We start from the raw sequence: 17216 nt of genomic DNA, 5'->3' as shown, positions 1-17216 counted from the left end.
CTGCCCTGCGACACGCTAATCGAGTACGACCTGCTGATCACCGAGGCGGATGGCGCTCCGTCGGGCATCGCCGAATGGGCACCTCACCTACTATATGGCGAAGCGCGCTGCCCGAACTTTGTGTTGCGCTCACAGATCGATCAGTTGCTGCATGGCTCCTGCCGTAAACCTCACCATCCGGCGGCCGATGGCTTGCTGTGTGTCGACCGGTTGCTCGCGTCAGAGCCGGACGCAAGCAAGCGTCCGGCTCTATTAATGATGAGCGGCGATCAGGTGTATGCGGATGATGTCGCGGGGCCAATGCTGCGTGCAATTCATGCCTTGATCGAACGCCTGGGGTTGTTCGACGAACACCTCGACGGCGCAGTGGTCAGCGACAGCACCAAACTCTACGAACATCCGGCCAGTTACTACCATCGTGCGGATTTGTTACCGGCACTTGAGAGCAACGAAACCCTGCGCGAGCGATTTTTCGGCGGGGTGAGTAAGCCGATTTTCACCAGCAGCAGCGCCGACAATCATTTGGTGACCTTCGCCGAAGTCATGGCCATGTACCTGCTGGTGTGGTCGCCAACGCCCTGGACGTTGATCGCGCCGCAACCACCGACACTGACGCCCGAACGACGCAAGCGTTATGCCCTGGAGCAGACGCGCATCGATGGGTTCATGGCGGGGCTGGGTGGCGTCGCGCGAGCGATGGCGCATTTGCCATGCCTGATGATTTTCGATGACCACGATATTACCGATGACTGGAATCTTTCTGCGCAATGGGAGGAAACGGCCTACAACCATCCGTTCTCCAAGCGCATCATCGGCAACGCGCTGCTTGCTTATATGTTGTGTCAGGGTTGGGGCAACAACCCGGATGCGTTTGGCAGCGTACTGGAAAAAACCCGCTTATTGAGCGTCACGGGGCAAGACCATCACCTCGACAGCGAGATCCAGGACGAATTGATCGATGAACTGCTGAGTTTTCAGCAGTGGCATTACGTGCTGCCCACCCGCCCGGCGCTGGTGGTGCTCGACACCCGCACCCGGCGCTGGCGTAGCGAGATGAATCTCAAGCAGCCGTCGGGCCTGCTGGACTGGGAAGCGCTCAGTGAGCTGCAACAGGAATTGCTCGATCATTCTTCGGCGATCATCGTCTCACCGGCGCCGATCTTCGGCGTCAAATTGATCGAAACCGTACAGCGCGTGTTCAGTTGGTGCGGTTACCCACTGCTGGTGGACGCCGAAAACTGGATGGCTCATCGCGGCGCGGCTCAGGTGATCCTGAACATTTTCCGACACTCCCGCACACCCGGTAACTACGTGGTGCTGTCCGGTGATGTGCATTATTCCTTCGTCTATGAAGTATTGATCCGACACCGCAAGGCCGGCCCGCGTATCTGGCAGATCACCAGCAGCGGCATCAAAAACGAATTCCCACCCGCCCTGCTCGAATGGTTCGACCGCCTCAACCGTTGGCTCTACTCGCCCCGCTCGCCCCTTAACTGGCTGACCAAACGCCGACGCATGCGCATTGTTCCGCACATCCCCGAACACGCCGAAGCAGGGGAACGGTTGTGGAACTCGGCAGGAATTGGCCAAGTGTTCTTCAATGAAAAGGGCCAGCCACAGGATATTTATCAATTCAATGCGGATGGATCGCCGAAGACGCGAATGATCGCGCCAGAAATGTCCGAAACAGCCGACTGACTTCGCACGAATGACCATGAGTAATCATTACCCGGCCACCCTAAACCTCACTCGAACCCTGATCATCGGCAATTCCGGCTCGGGCAAGAGCTGGCTGGCCAAACGACTGGCCGAGCATCTGCAAGTGCCTTGTACCGATCTCGACCTGATTCACTGGGTATCCGATGAACACAGCATCGCCCGTCCCCGCAACGAAGCACTGGGAATGGCGCGGGTGGCGGCGAGTGAAGAGCGTTGGGTTATCGAGGGTGTTTACGGCTGGATGGTCAGCGAACTTGTGGAGCAGGCCACTGCGCTGATCTGGCTGTGTCTGGAGGACGAAGATTGCGTGAACAACATACGCCAGCGAGAAGCGAGGCGGGACGAGAAGGAAGAGTTGCTGATTGCGTTACTCGATTGGGCCGGCAGCTACCGTACTCGCCAAGGGTCCAGTGGATTTGCCGCCCATCAGCGTTTGTTTGACCGGTTTAGCGGGTCGAAACGCCAACTGATGAATCAGGCTGAAGTCTCGGCTTTCGTCAGTGCGGTGCAACCAACCGACTGATCGTCCCTGCCGTTTTCTGCGTGCGAATCGGACTCCTACATTGGACACGACTAGCTGGCGAGATTGTCAGAATGGGATTACATCGTTCGCAGAAACGTCTTGAAGAAGCTTCAGCGATACTTTAACCCAGCGTGGATATGTCGTCTGCGTAATGACCACTCGTAGGTGTCGCCTTGTCATCATGTACTCATTTCTGTACGTTCTTTGCATTGAGCGAGGACTACAACATGCAAACCATCAACTACACCACCGCACGTGCACATCTGGCCGAAACCATGGATCGGGTCAACGAAGACCGTGCCCCATTGCTGGTTACCCGCCAGAAAGGCGAACCTGTGGTGATGATGTCTCTGGCGGAGTACAACGCTCTCGAAGAGACAGCCTATCTGCTCCGTTCTCCAGCCAATGCCGAGCGACTGATCAAATCAATCGGCAACCTACGAGCAGGGAAAACCAAAGTCAGGCAACTCATCGAAGAATGAATATCGAGTTCACTCCTGAAGGCTGGGACGACTATTTGTGGTTTCAGCAAAACGATAAGGCCGGGCTCAAACGAATCAACCTGCTGATCAAGGCGATCCTGCGTGAGCCCTTCGAAGGATTGGGCAAACCTGAACCGCTCAAACACAATCTGAGCGGCCTCTGGTCACGCCGAATCACCTCCGAGCATCGCCTGGTTTATGCAATCGAGAATGGTGAGGTGCGCATCGTGCTTTGCAGGTATCACTACTGAGCACATTCAGGCCGCTTTCACCGCCCGCCCCACTCCTCTGACAATCATCTCCACTTCCCGCTCATCGATCGTCAGCGGTGGCAGCAGGCGAATGGTCTTGCCCCGTGTCACGTTGATCAGCAAACCGTGATCCCGCGCGGCAATCAAGGTCAGGTCGCGGATTGGTTGGGCGAGTTCGATGCCGATTATCAATCCCTGGCCACGGATCACCAGGACGTTCGGATCGTCGGCCAGTTCGACGCGCAATCTGGCAAGCAGGCGTTCGCCCTGAAGTCTGGCGTTTTCCAGCAGGCCTTGTTCCTCGATGATCTCCAGCACGGTGCAACCCACCCGACACGCCAGCGGATTGCCGCCGAATGTACTGCCGTGGCTGCCAGGTGTGAATAAATCCGCAGCCCTGCCCCGAGCCAGGCAGGCACCGACGGGCACTCCATTACCCAGGCCTTTGGCCAAGGTCATGACGTCCGGGATGATGCCTTCGTGCTGAAACGCAAACCACTGGCCGGTACGGCCGATGCCGGTCTGGATTTCGTCGAGCATCATTAACCAGGCGCGCCGGTCACAGAGCTCGCGCACCGCTTTGAGATAACCAGGCGGCGCCACTTGCACACCACTTTCGCCCTGAATCGGCTCCATCAGAATCGCCACAATGCGTGGGCCGTTGGCTTTCTGCGCCTTCTCCAGGGCAGCGAGGTCGCCGAATGGCACTTTAATGAAGTCCCCCGGCAACTTGTTATACCCCAGGCGCACCGCCGGGCCGTCACTGGCCGACAAGGTGCCGAGGGTCCGTCCGTGGAAAGCGTTCTCCATGACCACTACCAGCGGCTGCTCGATGCCTTTGTGCCAGCCGTAAAGCCGCGCAAGTTTCAGCGCAGTTTCGTTGGCTTCGGCACCGGAGTTATTGAAGAACGCCCGCTCCATGCCCGACAGCCGAACCAGTTTCTGCGCCAGCCGCTGTTGCCAGTCGATGCTGTACAGGTTGGATGTGTGCAACAGCAACCCGGCCTGTTCGCTGATGGCCGACACGATTCGCGGGTGGGAATGACCGACGTTGGTCACCGCCACGCCCGCCACCGCGTCCAGGTATTCACGACCGGCCTGATCCCACAGGCGCGTGCCCAGGCCTTTGCTGAAACTCAGGGCCAGAGGTTGGTAAGTGCTCATCAGGCAGGTGGCGGTCATGACATCAAGCTCCATCAATAGTCGGTGTTTTTGCAGTATGGTTAGCCACCTGAGCTGGATAAATACCGCAACACTTCAATCATTTTAAAGCTGGGCTTGATAATGGATTTATTCCAGGCAATGACCGTTTACGTAAGAGTGGTGGAAGCCGGCAGCATGACCGCCGCCGCTTTGCAGTGCGAAATGTCCACGACCATGGTCGGTAATCACCTGCGGGCTCTGGAGCAACGCCTGGGTGTGCGCTTGCTCAACCGTACGACACGGCGTCAGCGTTTGACGGAATTCGGCACGGCGTACTATCAGCGGTGTCTCGAAGTGCTGGGGTTGGTGGCTGATTCCGAACGCCTGGCCGAACAAACTCTCGACGAGCCGAGCGGCACTCTGCGCATCACCGCACCGCTGACCTTCGGCACCGAACGGCTCGCACCGGCCCTGAGCGAGTTCACCCTGCGCTGCCCGCAAGTCAAACTCGATGTCGTTTTGACCAACCAGCGCCTGGACTTGCTCGACAACGGTTTCGACGTGACGATTCGTCTGGGCACGACCGAGCTGTCCAACATGATTTCTCGCCCGCTCATCGACTACACGATGACCCTGTGCGCATCGAAGGATTATCTGGAGCGTCGAGGCACACCGCAGAAACCCGCCGACCTGCAACACCATGACTGTTTGGCCTTCGCCTACCCGGCCGGAGATGACTGGCACTCGGTAGCCAAACAATGGCGCCTGAAGGGGCCCGAAGGTGAAGTCATGGTGGCGGTCAGCGGGCCGATGTTGATCAACAGCTCGGCGGGGTTGCATCAAGCGGCGCGAACCGGCATGGGCATCGTGATGGTTCCCGATGCGCTGGTGGAACAAGACCTTCGGGACGGAAAACTGGTGGCCTTGATGCAGGACTACCAACTGCCAAGTCGGCCGATGAACCTGGTGTATGCCCAGGACCGCTACCGTTTGCCGAAATTGCGCAGCTTCGTTGACTTTGCACTGCAGTGGTGGGGCAAGCACTAGCCGGGGCAATACGCCATGAACTAATCTCCTCGACTGACGAGTCACGTTAATATCAGGACGGCAGGGAGACCGATGATGGGTGAGGCATCGAAAATCGAGCCGTTGAAGTTCGATCTGTCAGATTTTAACGAAGACATGTTGCACACCATTCTGGAACTGGTCAGCGATGGTATCTGGGACTGGAACGCCAACACCGGGTTCGTCTATCGCAACCCCGGGTGGTACGAGATGCTCGGCTATACGCCTCATTCCCTGGACAACAATGTGTTGACCTGGGAAAACGTGATCCACCCCGACGATTATTCGCGGGTCATGGCGTTGTTTGATGACTACCTGGATCAGCGCGCTCCCGCTTATCAGGCCGAGTATCGCTGCCGCATGCGCGATGGCACTTACACCTGGATCGAGGATCGCGGCTACGTGCTGGCACGTAATGCCGACGGCTCGGTGGCGCGAATGATCGGCGCGCACCGCAGCATCGAAGACAAGAAACGCCTGATCGAAGAAATGGAGCGGCGTAATCAATCCCTGGAAGCCATCGTCAAGGAACGCACTCGGGAGTTGTCCCGGGTCAATCAGCAGTTACAGATTCAACTCGAAGAAAATCGCAAATTGGCAGAAACCGATGTGCTGACCGGCATCGCCAATCGCTATCGACTGGAGAAAACCCTGCCCAAGGAATGCGACCGCGCCCAACGCTTCCGCGAACCCCTGTCGCTGATCGCCATGGACCTCGATGACTTCAAAAACATCAACGATCACTACGGTCACGCCTTGGGAGATGCAGCGTTGGTGCAAGTGATCGAGAGTGTGAAGCACTGCGTGCGCAAAGGCGATCTGTTGGCGCGCTGGGGCGGTGACGAATTCATCCTGATTTTGCCCAATACCTTGTTGGCCGACGCCAGGTCACTCGCTGAAAGAATCCGTCATGGCCTGGCGAGCCTGCTGCCGGTCGGGGACTATCAAGTGACCATGAGTTTTGGCGTGGTGCAGCGCTTTGAAGAAGAACAACAGACCGGGTTGCTGGCCAGGGCCGATCAGGCGTTGTATCGGTCGAAAATCGCGGGCAAGAACCTGATTTCTGGGTGAGGCGACTCCGTCCTGTCAGCCGCCCTGCATGCCCGCTTTCACCAATACTGGTTTTTCCTGATACCGATTCGGAAACAGTTGCTTCAACTGCGCCACTTTCGGCAGGTCATTGATCACGATGTAGGGGTAGGTCGGATGCTCGGTCAGGAAGTCCTGATGCTCCTCTTCCGCCGGGTAGAAACCGTTGTAGCTTTCCAGCTTGGTGACAATCGGTTTATTGAACGAATGGGCAGCGTCGAGCTGGGTGATGTAAGCCTGGGCGACGCGTTGCTGCTCGGTGCTTTTCGGGAATAGCGCCGACCGATACTGAGTGCCTCGGTCCGGGCCCTGGCGGTTGAGTTCGGTGGGGTTGTGGGCCACCGAGAAATAGATCTGCAGCAGGCTTCCGTAACTGACCTGAGCGGGATCGAAGGTCACTTCGACGGCCTCCGCATGGCCGGTGTCACCCTCGCTGACCCGCTCGTATTGAGCGGTATTGGCTGCGCCACCGGCATAACCGGAAACCGCATTTTTCACCCCTTTGACATGCTGGAACACGCCTTGGACGCCCCAGAAGCAACCGCCGGCAAAAACCGCCGTTTCGCTGTGCGCCTGGGTGGTTTCGTCAAGCGTCGGCGCCGGGATGATGACCGCCTCTTCGGCGCCTGCGAACGAGAATGCAGAGCACTGACCAATTACGCTGGCGGCGGCCAAACCCAGAAATGTGCGACGCCAGTTGAATGGAGTTTTCATGGGCTGTCTCCTGAATGAATGGGGGCTATCAACCAAAGGTAAACGCATACGCCGACACACCCGGATCGAGAAACTCGATGCTGAAAGTCCGGTCCTTTACGCCTGTGGTCTGGCGTACCAGTTGATACAACCGCTGCTCGGTGACGCTGCCGCGGCCATCAGGCGCGACGTCGATACCGTGGGCATCACCTGGGGGCTTGCCGTCGATCAACACTTTGAAACGCACCGGTTTGCCGTCAGCACCGGGGCCCAACACCAAGTGCAAGTCACGAGCGTGAAACCGATAGACGATACGACTGGCCGCAGCGTTTGAAACGGCCCGCTCCGGACCGACAGCCCATTGACCGTCCAGGCTCCAGTCATTGAGGGCCAGTTGTGACGGTGGCTTATAGGCAGTCGCCTTGTCCGGCACCAGGCTGGTTTCAGAGGCGAAATGCTCCATCCGCCGGTAGCCGACATAGGTTTCGGGCGATTGCACTTCATTCATGTCCGGGGCGAGTTGAACACCCTGGGCGTTGGCATTGATCAGCCCCTGCGCGACTTTCGCCGCTCCCGCCTCACGCAACAGTTGCTGAATCACTTGCTCGGATTCGGCGTACTTGCCTTCACCAAAATGGTGATAACGAATGCGTCCCTGAGCATCGACAAAGTAATGGGCCGGCCAGTATTCGTTGTTGAAAGCACGCCAGATCTTGTAGTCATTATCAATGGCCACCGGGTAGGTGATGCCCAGATCCTTCATGGCTTTGGTGACATTGCCCACATCCCGTTCGAAGGCAAACTCGGGCGCATGGACACCGATCACCACCAAGCCCTGATCGCGATACTTCTCAGCCCAGGCCTTCACATACGGCAGGGTGCGCAGGCAGTTGATGCAGGAGTAAGTCCAGAAATCCACCAGCACGACCTTGCCCTTCAACGCCTGGACGGTGAGTGGGGGCGAGTTGAGCCATTGCACGGCGCCGTCCAGGGATGGAAGGTTGCCCTCAATCGGCAGTGCGCTTGGCGTCTTCGCGGTCACTTTCATCGCATCGCCAGCGGCCATCATGCTGCCAGCGGGTTGATCGCCGGCCCGTGGAATCTGCGCCATCATCGCCCCGCTGTTGGCCGGAGTCTTACTGGCAAACCGGTTGACCAGCGCCTGTTCGATACCGCCGGTGGACGCCGTTGAAACCCGCGCCAGAATCCCGGTGTCCAGTCCCAGGGCTATCGCCACCACACCAACCAGCATCGCAGCGCCCAGGCCTCGACGCAGCCACTCGCCCGCGCCTATCGAGCGCTTCATTGCGGCGAAGACTTTACCGCCCAGCAGCAGTGCCGCAGCGAGAGAAGTGGCGGCACCGGCCGCGTAAGCCAGCAGCAACAGAGTGGTTGCGATGCTTGCCCCTTGTAGCGCCGCACCGGTCAGCAGCAACCCCAGAATCGGCCCGGCGCAGGGTGCCCAGAGCAGGCCCGTGGCGACGCCGATCAGGAATGAAGCGCCGGGACGCGGCCGGGAATCTACGCCCGCGGCTTCTGACAGCCGACCGCCGGCTGCCACCAGTGGACGCGTCAGGCGTTCGGCCAACCGCGGCAGCAACAGCGTCAACCCGAACAGTGCCACGAACAGCAACGCGAGCCAGCGACCGTATTGATTGACTTGCACCACCCAACCGCCGCCCACCGCCGCCAACGAGGCGACGAGCGCGAAGGTCAGCGCCATCCCCGCCAGCAGCGGCAAGCCACTTTTCATAAATGGCTGCCCGGTGCGAGCGAAGACAAAGGGCAATACCGGCAGAATGCACGGGCTGACAATCGTCAGCACACCACCGAGATAAGCGAGGACCAGAAGCCACATAACGTCGACCTACATGAAGTGAGTGAAAGGAAGTGCCCATGGATCACGCCCGTGGCTTGAAGGTCAGCGCCAGGCCGTTCATGCAGTAGCGCAGACCGGTGGGCTTTGGCCCATCCTCGAAGACATGCCCCAGATGACCGCCGCAACGACGACAGTGCACCTCTTCGCGCAATACACCGAAGGAGCGGTCCTGTCGGGTGGCCACCGCGTTGTCCAGGGGCGCCCAGAAACTCGGCCAGCCAGTACGACTGTCGAACTTGGTGTCGGAAGAAAACAACGACAGATCACAACCGGCGCAGGCAAAAACGCCTTTGCGGTGCTCGTTGTTCAGCGGGCTGCTGTAGGCCCGTTCGGTGCCCTCTTCGCGCAGTATTTCGTACTGCTCGGCGCTGAGCCGGGCATGCCATTCGCTGTCGCTGTGGGTCACCTCGAAAACCTCCTGCGCGCGGGCTTCATCGACCAGCGCAACGCTTGTGGAAAATTTTGGCAATACACCGATCACCAGGGCTGCAGCCCCCAGCCCGACGCTCGCTACAAGAAACTGTCGCCGTGAAAACATGGCCTTCTCCAAAATTCCAGGTGCCTTGCATGGAACACAGCCTAGGCTTGAGTTGATCGCCAAATCCTCACGAGGAGTTAAATAATTCGTGATAACTCAACCTCAGGAAAACCCGCACAATGTGTTCATTGCGTCACAAAGGATCGAGCTCCATGGAACAGACCAAACGCGTCCTGGTGGTCGAGGACGACCTGCACATCGCCGACCTTATCTGCCTGCATCTGCGCGATGAGCAGTTTGAGGTGGTGCACTGCGCCGACGGCGACGAGGGCATGCGTCTGTTGCAGCAAGGAAGCTGGGACGCACTGATCCTCGACCTGATGCTGCCCGGCGTCGATGGCCTGGAAATCTGCCGCCGCGCCCGGGCCATGGCCCGTTACACACCGATCATCATCACCAGTGCGCGCTCCAGCGAAGTGCATCGGATTCTGGGACTGGAGCTGGGCGCCGACGATTACCTGGCCAAACCCTTTTCCATGCTCGAGCTGGTGGCACGGGTCAAGGCACTGCTGCGACGGGTCGACGCCATGGCCCGCAATCTGAAAATGGATGCTGGCAGTCTGATCAGCGATGGCCTGTCCATCGACCCGATCACCCGTGAAGTCTCCCTCGACGGCCGGCGTCTTGACCTCACGCCACGGGAATTCGACCTGCTGTACTTCTTTGTCCGTCAGCCTGGCAAAGTCTTCTCGCGCATGGACCTGCTCAATGCTGTGTGGGGCTACAGCCACGAAGGCTATGAACACACAGTCAACACTCATATCAACCGCCTGCGGGCAAAGATCGAGGCCGATCCGGCGCAACCGGCGCGCATCCTCACGGTGTGGGGCCGTGGCTACAAATTCGCAGCAAGCGGAGAGCAGCCATGAGGCTGACCCTGACTCAACGCCTGTCCCTGGTGTTCGCCGTGCTGTTGCTGGTGTGCAGCGGCACCTCGGTATGGATGCAGGTGCGCTCCAACCAGATGCATGAGCTGGAAGTGGTGCAAGGCTTGTCGCGGGATCTGGCGCAACACATCGCCCACGACACCGTGCTGATGGACCGCAATGGCCCGATGCCCAATGCCGTGCATGAACTGTTCAGCCAGCTGATGCTGGTCAATCCCAGTGTCGAGGTCTATCTGCTGGACACCGGTGGCCGGATTGTCGGCAGCGCCGCGCCCGAAGGCCGAATACACAGGGAGCAGGTCGATCTGCTGCCAATCCAGCGCTTGCTCAAGGGCGAGGCATTGCCGATTCTCGGCGACGATCCGCGCAGCGTCGATGGCCGCAAGGTGTTCAGCGCCGCGCCTTTACGGGTCAACGGTCAGCCGGCCGGTTATTTGTATGTGGTGTTGCTCAGCGAAGCGCATGACCGCTTCGCCGAGCGCGGAGCCACCAGCGCCGCACTCAATACCGCGTTGTTGTCCATCGGACTGGTGGCGTTGCTGTGCCTGATTGCCGGCCTCACGGCATTCGCCCTGATCACCCGGCCATTGCGTCGCTTGACCGAGAAAGTCAGTCAGTTCGATATCAACGGCGTTCCGACCGCTTCGCCCGAACCTGAGCCGGAGCCCATGGAAAAGGCCGCCAGCCACGATGAAATAGCCGTACTCGACGCAGCCTTCCGACAGATGCAAGCGCGCCTCGGTGAACAATGGCGCTCGCTGACCCGTCAGGATCAGGAGCGTCGCGAACTGGTGGCCAACATCTCCCACGACCTGCGCACACCGCTGGCCTCGCTGCACGGTTACCTGGAAACCCTTTCGCTCAAGGACGCCACCTTGTCCCCCGCCGATCGCCGTCGCTATCTGGGAATCGCCCTGGATCAAAGCCGCAAGGTCGGCGGCCTGGCGCAATCGTTGCTGGAACTGGTGCGGCTGGAACACGGTTTCGTGCAACCGGTGCTGGAGCGTTTCTCCCTGACTGATCTGGTGCAGGACATTTTTCAGAAGTTCGAACTCAGCGCCGAAGCGCGCCAGATTGAACTCAAGGCCACCTTCGCCCCCAACGTCGCCGTGGCCTGCGCCGACCTGGGGCTGATCGAGCGGGTGCTGACCAATTTGTTCGATAACGCCCTGCGCCACACGCCCCAAGGGGGAGAAATCGAACTCAGCCTCCGCCCCCAAGGGGCTTTTATCGAAGTGACCGTCAGCGACACCGGTCCTGGCATCGCCCCCCAACTGCGTGAAGGTCTGTTCCTGCGGCCATTCAACATTGGCGGCGCACGGCGCGATGGCGGGCTGGGGCTGCGGATCGTGCACCGGATCCTGCAATTGCACGGTCGCGAGATCGAGCTGATTGATGTGCCGGGACGCGGCGCGACTTTTCGCTTCTCCTTGCCGGTGGATGAGCAAACGGCGGAGCAATGGATGACTCGTTCGATGAATATGAATTCGACGGGGAAATAGTCGATAGCCTCGGCCATGGCAGCAGCTATTATCCGGACTCTTCATTCCCGGCACGGACGCTACATAATGCTCAACACCCTGCAAAACACCCCTCTATGGGTTTATGCGATCTTTCTGCTGCTCTGTTACTACGGCGTCAAAGCCTTATCCCCAACCCATGAAAGCAAAACGTCGTTGCTTGTCACTCCACCGCTTTTGCTCGGCTGGTCGTTGTACTCGCTGAACCTGACGCTGAACCCTCAACTATCGATAGGCTGCTGGTTGGCCGCCGTCATTCTGGGCAGCCTCACGGCACTGGTTGTATTTGCGCACAAGGGTATTGAGCTGGATGATCCGGAAACCGGGCTGATCGTGCCGGGCACGGTTAAAACACCGGTGCTCTACCTGCTGTTTTTTGCCGTGAACTATTACTTTGGCTATCAGGATGAGGTGCATCCGGAGTTCGCCGTCACGGTTGAGATGTTGCTGCTCAAGGCCACGGCGTCAGGTTTTGTCTGCGGATTGATCAGCGGGCGGGCGCTGAAACTTTATCGGGTGCTGCTGACACTCCAGGCAAAACGCCCGCAGATGTCAGCCGGCTAAAAGCGCTCTCACCAAAAATGCAGACCAGCCACCGGTTCATCCGTGACAACGCAGCGCTGGTCCAATAGATTAGGCGGCCTGAAAAAGCCCCGTGCTTTCTCGCCTCTATCCAAGTTAAAGAAGTAGTGAAATTTCAATGTCCGATTCCAATACCGCTGAATCCGTAGTCACCTTGTCGTCCAAAGCGGAATACGAAAACTCCATCAATCTTTCACAACACGTGCCTCAGGCCAAGACCATCAGCGAGATGGTTCTGGACGCTTTTCAATCCACCCGGGAAAGCGACCAGATCCGCGAACTGCGCGCCGCGATTCGCCAGGCTCACGACAGCTTCGATGACGATAAAGCCTACGAATTGATGGGCGAACTCAAGCAATTGAAAGACGCCGAAGCGGCCGATATTGCCGCCCTGGAAGACCTGAGCAGCAAATTCCCGATCAGCCGCATTCTGTCCAGCTTCAAGGACGACCCGGCGTTCCAGGAAATCGTTTATGGCTTGGCGCTGAAAGTGCTGAACCAGACTCACCAAGCCATCAGCAACCCGAGCAGCGGCAAGAGCAAAGCGGCTCGCGCCAAAAAAGAAGTCGAAGTGTTCACCATCAGCAAGGACGGCATCAGCGTCACCCTGCCCCTGCGCACCCCGCGCTCGCGCCTGAACGTTGACCGTGAAGCGCTGGAATTCCTGGGCTTCACTTTCGTCGGCGAAGGTGAAGAAGCGGAGCTGGAAAGCGAGACGTTCCTGGACAATGCCGGGGCCGAACAACCGGTCAACCGAAAAAACATCATCACCGCGCTGCAGCAGCAGACCGCGTTCGACGGTTACAGCATCGCCGCGCAGTAACGCTAAACGCTGCACACAAAAATCCCCGCCATCGAGCGGGGATTTTTATTGCCTGTACACCAATCGTGATTAAACGAAAAAGCCCCGCCCTTCTCTCGAAGGGCGGGGCTTTTCTTTACAGCATCCGACGCTTAAGGCGCGTACGTCAGCAACAGCTCGCCCGGCACTTTGAAGTCCAGCGACATCATCACGCTCAACGCAGTAATGGTGAAGATCGAGAACACGAACAGCTTGCGTGCCCAGACCGTGTCATCCACTGCCTTGTAGCCGGTCCAGGCCATGTACAGCCAGTACATGCCCATGGCCGCGGCGACGGCGAGGTAGCTCATGCCGGCGTAGCCGCTGAAGGTCAGCATCAAGGTCGCCACGAGGAAGGCCAGGATGTAGAGCAGGATGTGTTTCTTGGCCACTTCAATGCCGCGCTTCACTGGCAGCACCGGAATCGATGCGGCCAGGTAATCGTTGAAGCGGAAGATTGCGATGGCGTAGGAATGCGGCATCTGCCACAGGCTGAACATCACCAGCAACGTCAGTGCGGCCATGTCGAAGTTATTGCTGACTGCGACGTAACCGATCACCGGCGGCATCGCCCCCGACAGACTGCCCACCAGCGTGCCGTGAACCGACTTGCGCTTGAGGTACAGGCTGTAGAAGCCGACGTAGATGACAAAACCGATCACCGCGAACAACGCGGCCAACGGGTTGGCCACCTTGTACAACAACGCAACGCCGGCGACACCCAGGACGGTCGCATAAGCCAGGGCCAGTTTCAGGGAGATCAAGCCCTGGACCAGCACCCGGTTCTTGGTGCGTTCCATCTTCAGGTCGATGTCGCGGTCGATGCAGTTGTTGAACACGCAACCGGAAGCCACGACCAGGGACGTGCCGATCATCGCGGCCAGGAAAATGGCCAGATCGACATGCCCTTTGGAGGCCAGGAAAAATCCGCCTGCCACAGAAAGCACGTTACCGAAAATGATCCCCGGTTTGGTGATTTGGATAAAGTGCTTAAAGGACATCCGGACTTACCTCACTTCGCCATCATGTTGGTGTGGATGCTGAACATGATCCACAGCGACAGGCCAACCAGCAGGACAATCACGATCGCGGCGAAAACAAACGCAATCACGTTGTTACGCTGCGCGGCGGAACGGTCCAGGTGGAGGAAGTACACCAGGTGCACCAGCACCTGGATAACGGCGAAAGCCAGTACGATCCACAGGGTCAGCGACTTCGGCAGCGACGGGTACATCACCAGACCGAACGGGATCAGGGTCAGGATTACCGACAGGACGAAGCCAATGACGTAGGACTTGACGCTGCCGTGACCGGCGTCGTCATGAGAGTGCGCGTTAGCCATTTACATAGTCCCCATCAGATAAACAACGGTGAATACGCAGATCCACACCACGTCCAGGAAGTGCCAGAACAGGCTCAGGCAGCTCAGACGGGTCTTGTTGGTCGCCGTCAGGCCGTTTTTCTGCACCTGGTACATCATGATCGCCATCCAGATCAGACCGCTGGTCACGTGCAGACCGTGGGTGCCGACCAGGGTGAAGAACCCGGACAGGAAGCCCGAACGGTTAGGGCCGTAGCCCTCGGAGATCAACATGTGGAACTCGTTGATCTCCATGCCGATGAAGCCGGCACCGAACAGGAAGGTCAGGGCCAGCCAGCCCAAGACCTGCTTCTTGTTGCCACGGAAGAACGCCAGCATGGCGAAGCCGTAGGTGATCGAACTGAACAGCAGCAGAGCGGTTTCGCCCAGTACGTATGGCAGTTCGAAGATGTCGTGGCCCGACGGGCCACCCGCTACGTTGTTAACCAGTACCGCGTACGCTGCGAAGATCGACGCAAACAGAATGCAGTCGGTCATCAGGTAGAGCCAGAAACCGAATACGGTCATCTCGCCCGAGTCGTGGTGATGGTCATCATGCCCATGTCCATCGACATGGGTGTGTCCAGCATTGGTCACTAAGTTCGACATGGTTTAAGCCTGTTCCAACGAGGTTTCAACACGGGTGGTGGTGGCTGGGACTTTCCCGGCTGCTACCAGACGCTTGTGCTGCTCGGCTTCGATGCGCTCGATCACGTCGACCGGCACGTAGTAGCCTTGATCATCACGGGCCGCGTGGATCGCGAAGTAGATCACGGTGCCTGCCAGGCTGGCGATTGCCAACCACCAGATGTGCCAGATCATCGCGAAACCGAATACGGTCAACAGTGCGCCCATGACCACACCGGTCGCGGTGTTGTTTGGCATGTGGATCGGCTCGTACTTGGTCGGAGCCTTGTATGCGGTGCCGTTTTCCTTGGCTTCGGTGAACGGGTCGACAACGTCGGCTTTTGGCAGCACGGCGAAGTTGTAGAACGGAGGTGGCGAGGAGGTCGACCATTCCAGGGTGTGGGCATTCCATGGGTCGCCGTGCTCGCACATGTTCTGCGGCAGCTTGCGGTCACGGATACTCACGTACAGCTGGATCAGCTGGCAGGCGATACCCGCAGCGATCATCACCGCACCGAACATGGCAACGTACAGGTACGGCACCCACTCAGGGTTGGTGGTGGCGTTCAGACGACGGGTCATACCCATGAAGCCCAGTACATAGAGCGGCATGAACGCGACGAAGAAGCCGGAGATCCAGAACCAGAATGCTGCCTTGCCCCAGCCTTCGTGCAGCTTGAAGCCGAACGCTTTCGGGAAGTAGAAGGCGAAGCCTGCGATGTAACCGAATACCGCGCCGCCGATGATCACGTTGTGGAAGTGCGCGATCACAAACAGGCTGTTGTGCAGTACGAAGTCAGCACCCGGGATGGCCAGCAGTACGCCGGTCATGCCGCCGATGGCGAAGGTCACCATGAAGCCCAGGGTCCACATCACCTGGCTGGTGAAGCGCAGACGGCCCTGGTAGATGGTGAACAGCCAGTTGAACAGCTTCACACCCGTCGGGATGGAAATCAGCATCGTCGCCAGACCGAAGAAGGCGTTGACGCTGGCACCTGAACCCATGGTGAAGAAGTGGTGCAGCCAAACCATGAAGCCCAGGATCGAGATCGCGCCCGAAGCGTAGATCATCGAATGGTGGCCGAACAGCTTCTTGCCGGTGAAGGTCGAGATGACTTCGGAGAAGATACCGAACGCCGGCAGGATCAGGATGTAAACCTCAGGGTGACCCCAAGCCCAGAACAGGTTGACGTACATCATCGGATTACCACCAAGTTCATTGGTGAAAATGTGGAAATCCATGTAACGGTCAAGCGTCAGCAAAGCCAGGGTAGCGGTCAGGATCGGGAACGAAGCCACGATCAGGACGTTGGCCCAGGTGCAGGTCCAGGTGAAGATCGGCATGTCCATCAGCTTCATGCCAGGGGTACGCATTTTCAGCACGGTGGCCAGGAAGTTGACCCCCGTCAGCGTCGTACCTAGCCCGGATAGCTGCAGCGCCCAGATGTAGTAATCCATCCCCACGCCCGGGCTGTATTGCAGACCCGACAGCGGCGGATAGGCAACCCAACCAGTCTTGGCGAATTCGCCAACGCCCAGGGACAGGTTGATCAGCACCACGCCGGAAACCAGCAGCCAGAAGCTCAGGGAGTTCAGGAACGGGAAGGCAACGTCACGCGCGCCGATCTGCAACGGCACTGCAAGGTTCATCAGGCCGGTGAAGAATGGCATCGCCATGAAAATGATCATGATCACACCGTGGGCGGTGAAGATCTGGTCATAGTGTTCAGGTGGCAGGTAGCCAGGCGAACCCTCGGTGGCCATGGCCAATTGGGTACGCATCATGATGGCGTCGGCAAAACCACGCAGCAGCATGACCATGGCGACGACGATGTACATCACGCCGATTTTCTTGTGGTCGACCGAGGTCAACCACTCGGTCCACAAATAGGTCCACTTCTTGAAGTAGGTGATTGCAGCGAACAGTGCCAGACCACCGAGCGCGATCATGGCGATGGTCACCATTACGATCGGTTCGTGGAACGGGACCGCTTCCCAACTTAATTTACCAAACATC

At 58.6% G+C, this 17216-nt stretch carries 18 protein-coding genes (1 of these 18 only partly in view); 10 read left to right on the top strand and 8 right to left on the bottom strand.

Annotated features, from left to right (window positions below):
• The 4 genes from LOY28_RS04855 to LOY28_RS04840 all read left to right on the top strand — a co-directional run.
• Positions 1 to 1698, top strand: the 3' portion of a protein-coding gene (locus LOY28_RS04855) for an alkaline phosphatase D family protein (RefSeq protein ID WP_258613149.1). It extends 240 nt beyond the left edge of the window; the window shows 1698 of its 1938 coding nt (coding positions 241-1938); its start codon lies off the left edge, out of view; its stop codon occupies positions 1696 to 1698.
• A gap of 16 nt (positions 1699 to 1714) precedes the next feature.
• Positions 1715 to 2242, top strand: a complete 528-nt coding sequence (locus LOY28_RS04850; RefSeq protein ID WP_018930170.1) for an adenylate kinase — start codon at positions 1715 to 1717, stop codon at positions 2240 to 2242.
• Positions 2243 to 2469: 227 nt separating this feature from the next.
• The gene (locus tag LOY28_RS04845) at positions 2470 to 2724 is read left to right on the top strand and encodes a type II toxin-antitoxin system prevent-host-death family antitoxin (protein WP_007940444.1); all 255 of its coding nucleotides are present in this window, start codon (positions 2470 to 2472) and stop codon (positions 2722 to 2724) included.
• Positions 2721 to 2975: a Txe/YoeB family addiction module toxin gene (locus LOY28_RS04840; protein ID WP_007940443.1), complete on the top strand. Its 255-nt coding sequence runs from the start codon at positions 2721 to 2723 to the stop codon at positions 2973 to 2975. Before LOY28_RS04845 ends, LOY28_RS04840 begins: the two co-directional genes overlap by 4 nt.
• A 6-nt stretch (positions 2976 to 2981) precedes the next feature.
• Here LOY28_RS04840 and LOY28_RS04835 read toward each other — a convergent pair whose 3' ends face one another.
• Positions 2982 to 4157, bottom strand: coding sequence for an aspartate aminotransferase family protein (locus LOY28_RS04835; RefSeq protein WP_258613148.1), 1176 nt, complete (start codon positions 4155 to 4157; stop codon positions 2982 to 2984).
• 102 nt (positions 4158 to 4259) lie between these two features.
• Here LOY28_RS04835 and LOY28_RS04830 point away from each other — a divergent pair, with 102 nt between their 5' ends.
• Complete coding sequence (locus LOY28_RS04830; protein ID WP_258613147.1) at positions 4260 to 5165, top strand: LysR family transcriptional regulator; 906 nt, start codon at positions 4260 to 4262, stop codon at positions 5163 to 5165.
• A 75-nt stretch (positions 5166 to 5240) separates the two neighbouring features.
• Entirely contained in the window at positions 5241 to 6254 is a 1014-nt protein-coding gene (locus LOY28_RS04825) for a sensor domain-containing diguanylate cyclase (protein ID WP_018930167.1), read from the top strand.
• Positions 6255 to 6269: 15 nt separating this feature from the next.
• Here the strand turns inward: LOY28_RS04825 and msrA are convergent, their stop codons facing one another.
• From msrA to msrB, 3 genes are read right to left on the bottom strand one after another with little or no spacing between them, the layout of a single operon-like run.
• Positions 6270 to 6986, bottom strand: coding sequence for a peptide-methionine (S)-S-oxide reductase MsrA (gene msrA / locus LOY28_RS04820; RefSeq protein ID WP_064616221.1), 717 nt, complete (start codon positions 6984 to 6986; stop codon positions 6270 to 6272).
• A gap of 28 nt (positions 6987 to 7014) precedes the next feature.
• Positions 7015 to 8823, bottom strand: a complete 1809-nt coding sequence (locus LOY28_RS04815; protein WP_258613146.1) for a cytochrome c biogenesis protein DipZ — start codon at positions 8821 to 8823, stop codon at positions 7015 to 7017.
• A gap of 43 nt (positions 8824 to 8866) precedes the next feature.
• Positions 8867 to 9382 carry a peptide-methionine (R)-S-oxide reductase MsrB gene (gene msrB, locus LOY28_RS04810; RefSeq protein ID WP_258613145.1) on the bottom strand — a complete coding sequence of 172 codons (516 nt, stop codon included), beginning with the start codon at positions 9380 to 9382 and terminating at the stop codon, positions 8867 to 8869.
• Between the two features lie 152 nt (positions 9383 to 9534).
• On the opposite strand from msrB, the gene LOY28_RS04805 reads away from it, so the two are divergent.
• From LOY28_RS04805 to LOY28_RS04790, 4 genes are all read left to right on the top strand, one after another.
• Positions 9535 to 10251 (top strand): response regulator transcription factor, encoded by a 717-nt coding sequence (locus tag LOY28_RS04805; protein WP_018930163.1) that lies wholly within the window; start codon positions 9535 to 9537, stop codon positions 10249 to 10251.
• Complete coding sequence (locus tag LOY28_RS04800) at positions 10248 to 11771, top strand: HAMP domain-containing sensor histidine kinase (protein ID WP_258613144.1); 1524 nt, start codon at positions 10248 to 10250, stop codon at positions 11769 to 11771. Before LOY28_RS04805 ends, LOY28_RS04800 begins: the two co-directional genes overlap by 4 nt.
• Before the next feature lie 66 nt (positions 11772 to 11837).
• Positions 11838 to 12353: a hypothetical protein gene (locus tag LOY28_RS04795; RefSeq protein ID WP_258613143.1), complete on the top strand. Its 516-nt coding sequence runs from the start codon at positions 11838 to 11840 to the stop codon at positions 12351 to 12353.
• A gap of 136 nt (positions 12354 to 12489) precedes the next feature.
• Positions 12490 to 13194 carry a hypothetical protein gene (locus LOY28_RS04790; RefSeq protein WP_018930160.1) on the top strand — a complete coding sequence of 235 codons (705 nt, stop codon included), beginning with the start codon at positions 12490 to 12492 and terminating at the stop codon, positions 13192 to 13194.
• A 131-nt stretch (positions 13195 to 13325) separates the two neighbouring features.
• Here LOY28_RS04790 and cyoE read toward each other — a convergent pair whose 3' ends face one another.
• Genes cyoE through cyoB form a run of 4 tightly spaced genes read right to left on the bottom strand, consistent with a single transcriptional unit; the run spans position 13326 to position 17215 of the window.
• On the bottom strand, positions 13326 to 14213 hold the full coding sequence (gene cyoE, locus LOY28_RS04785; RefSeq protein ID WP_018930159.1) for a heme o synthase: 888 nt from the start codon (positions 14211 to 14213) through the stop codon (positions 13326 to 13328).
• Between the two features lie 11 nt (positions 14214 to 14224).
• Entirely contained in the window at positions 14225 to 14554 is a 330-nt protein-coding gene (gene cyoD, locus LOY28_RS04780) for a cytochrome o ubiquinol oxidase subunit IV (RefSeq protein WP_007941629.1), read from the bottom strand.
• Positions 14555 to 15181, bottom strand: coding sequence for a cytochrome o ubiquinol oxidase subunit III (locus LOY28_RS04775; RefSeq protein WP_026286729.1), 627 nt, complete (start codon positions 15179 to 15181; stop codon positions 14555 to 14557).
• Positions 15182 to 15184: 3 nt separating this feature from the next.
• The gene (gene cyoB, locus LOY28_RS04770; RefSeq protein WP_018930157.1) at positions 15185 to 17215 is read right to left on the bottom strand and encodes a cytochrome o ubiquinol oxidase subunit I; all 2031 of its coding nucleotides are present in this window, start codon (positions 17213 to 17215) and stop codon (positions 15185 to 15187) included.
• Position 17216: the final 1 nt, after the last annotated feature.

The sequence above is a fragment of the Pseudomonas sp. B21-017 genome (assembly GCF_024749245.1).
Lineage (GTDB): Bacteria > Pseudomonadota > Gammaproteobacteria > Pseudomonadales > Pseudomonadaceae > Aquipseudomonas.
Note: the sequence above shows the minus strand (reverse complement) of the source record. Positions and strands in the feature narration are given on the sequence as shown.

Coding starts and splice junctions, on each gene's coding strand:
- LOY28_RS04850 (WP_018930170.1), top strand. CDS start 1,715: ATGAGTAATCATTACCCGGCCACCCTAAACCTCACTCGAACCCTGATC.
- LOY28_RS04845 (WP_007940444.1), top strand. CDS start 2,470: ATGCAAACCATCAACTACACCACCGCACGTGCACATCTGGCCGAAACC.
- LOY28_RS04840 (WP_007940443.1), top strand. CDS start 2,721: ATGAATATCGAGTTCACTCCTGAAGGCTGGGACGACTATTTGTGGTTT.
- LOY28_RS04835 (WP_258613148.1), bottom strand. CDS start 4,157: ATGACCGCCACCTGCCTGATGAGCACTTACCAACCTCTGGCCCTGAGT.
- LOY28_RS04830 (WP_258613147.1), top strand. CDS start 4,260: ATGGATTTATTCCAGGCAATGACCGTTTACGTAAGAGTGGTGGAAGCC.
- LOY28_RS04825 (WP_018930167.1), top strand. CDS start 5,241: ATGGGTGAGGCATCGAAAATCGAGCCGTTGAAGTTCGATCTGTCAGAT.
- msrA (WP_064616221.1), bottom strand. CDS start 6,986: ATGAAAACTCCATTCAACTGGCGTCGCACATTTCTGGGTTTGGCCGCC.
- LOY28_RS04815 (WP_258613146.1), bottom strand. CDS start 8,823: ATGTGGCTTCTGGTCCTCGCTTATCTCGGTGGTGTGCTGACGATTGTC.
- msrB (WP_258613145.1), bottom strand. CDS start 9,382: ATGTTTTCACGGCGACAGTTTCTTGTAGCGAGCGTCGGGCTGGGGGCT.
- LOY28_RS04805 (WP_018930163.1), top strand. CDS start 9,535: ATGGAACAGACCAAACGCGTCCTGGTGGTCGAGGACGACCTGCACATC.
- LOY28_RS04800 (WP_258613144.1), top strand. CDS start 10,248: ATGAGGCTGACCCTGACTCAACGCCTGTCCCTGGTGTTCGCCGTGCTG.
- LOY28_RS04795 (WP_258613143.1), top strand. CDS start 11,838: ATGCTCAACACCCTGCAAAACACCCCTCTATGGGTTTATGCGATCTTT.
- LOY28_RS04790 (WP_018930160.1), top strand. CDS start 12,490: ATGTCCGATTCCAATACCGCTGAATCCGTAGTCACCTTGTCGTCCAAA.
- cyoE (WP_018930159.1), bottom strand. CDS start 14,213: ATGTCCTTTAAGCACTTTATCCAAATCACCAAACCGGGGATCATTTTC.
- cyoD (WP_007941629.1), bottom strand. CDS start 14,554: ATGGCTAACGCGCACTCTCATGACGACGCCGGTCACGGCAGCGTCAAG.
- LOY28_RS04775 (WP_026286729.1), bottom strand. CDS start 15,181: ATGTCGAACTTAGTGACCAATGCTGGACACACCCATGTCGATGGACAT.
- cyoB (WP_018930157.1), bottom strand. CDS start 17,215: ATGTTTGGTAAATTAAGTTGGGAAGCGGTCCCGTTCCACGAACCGATC.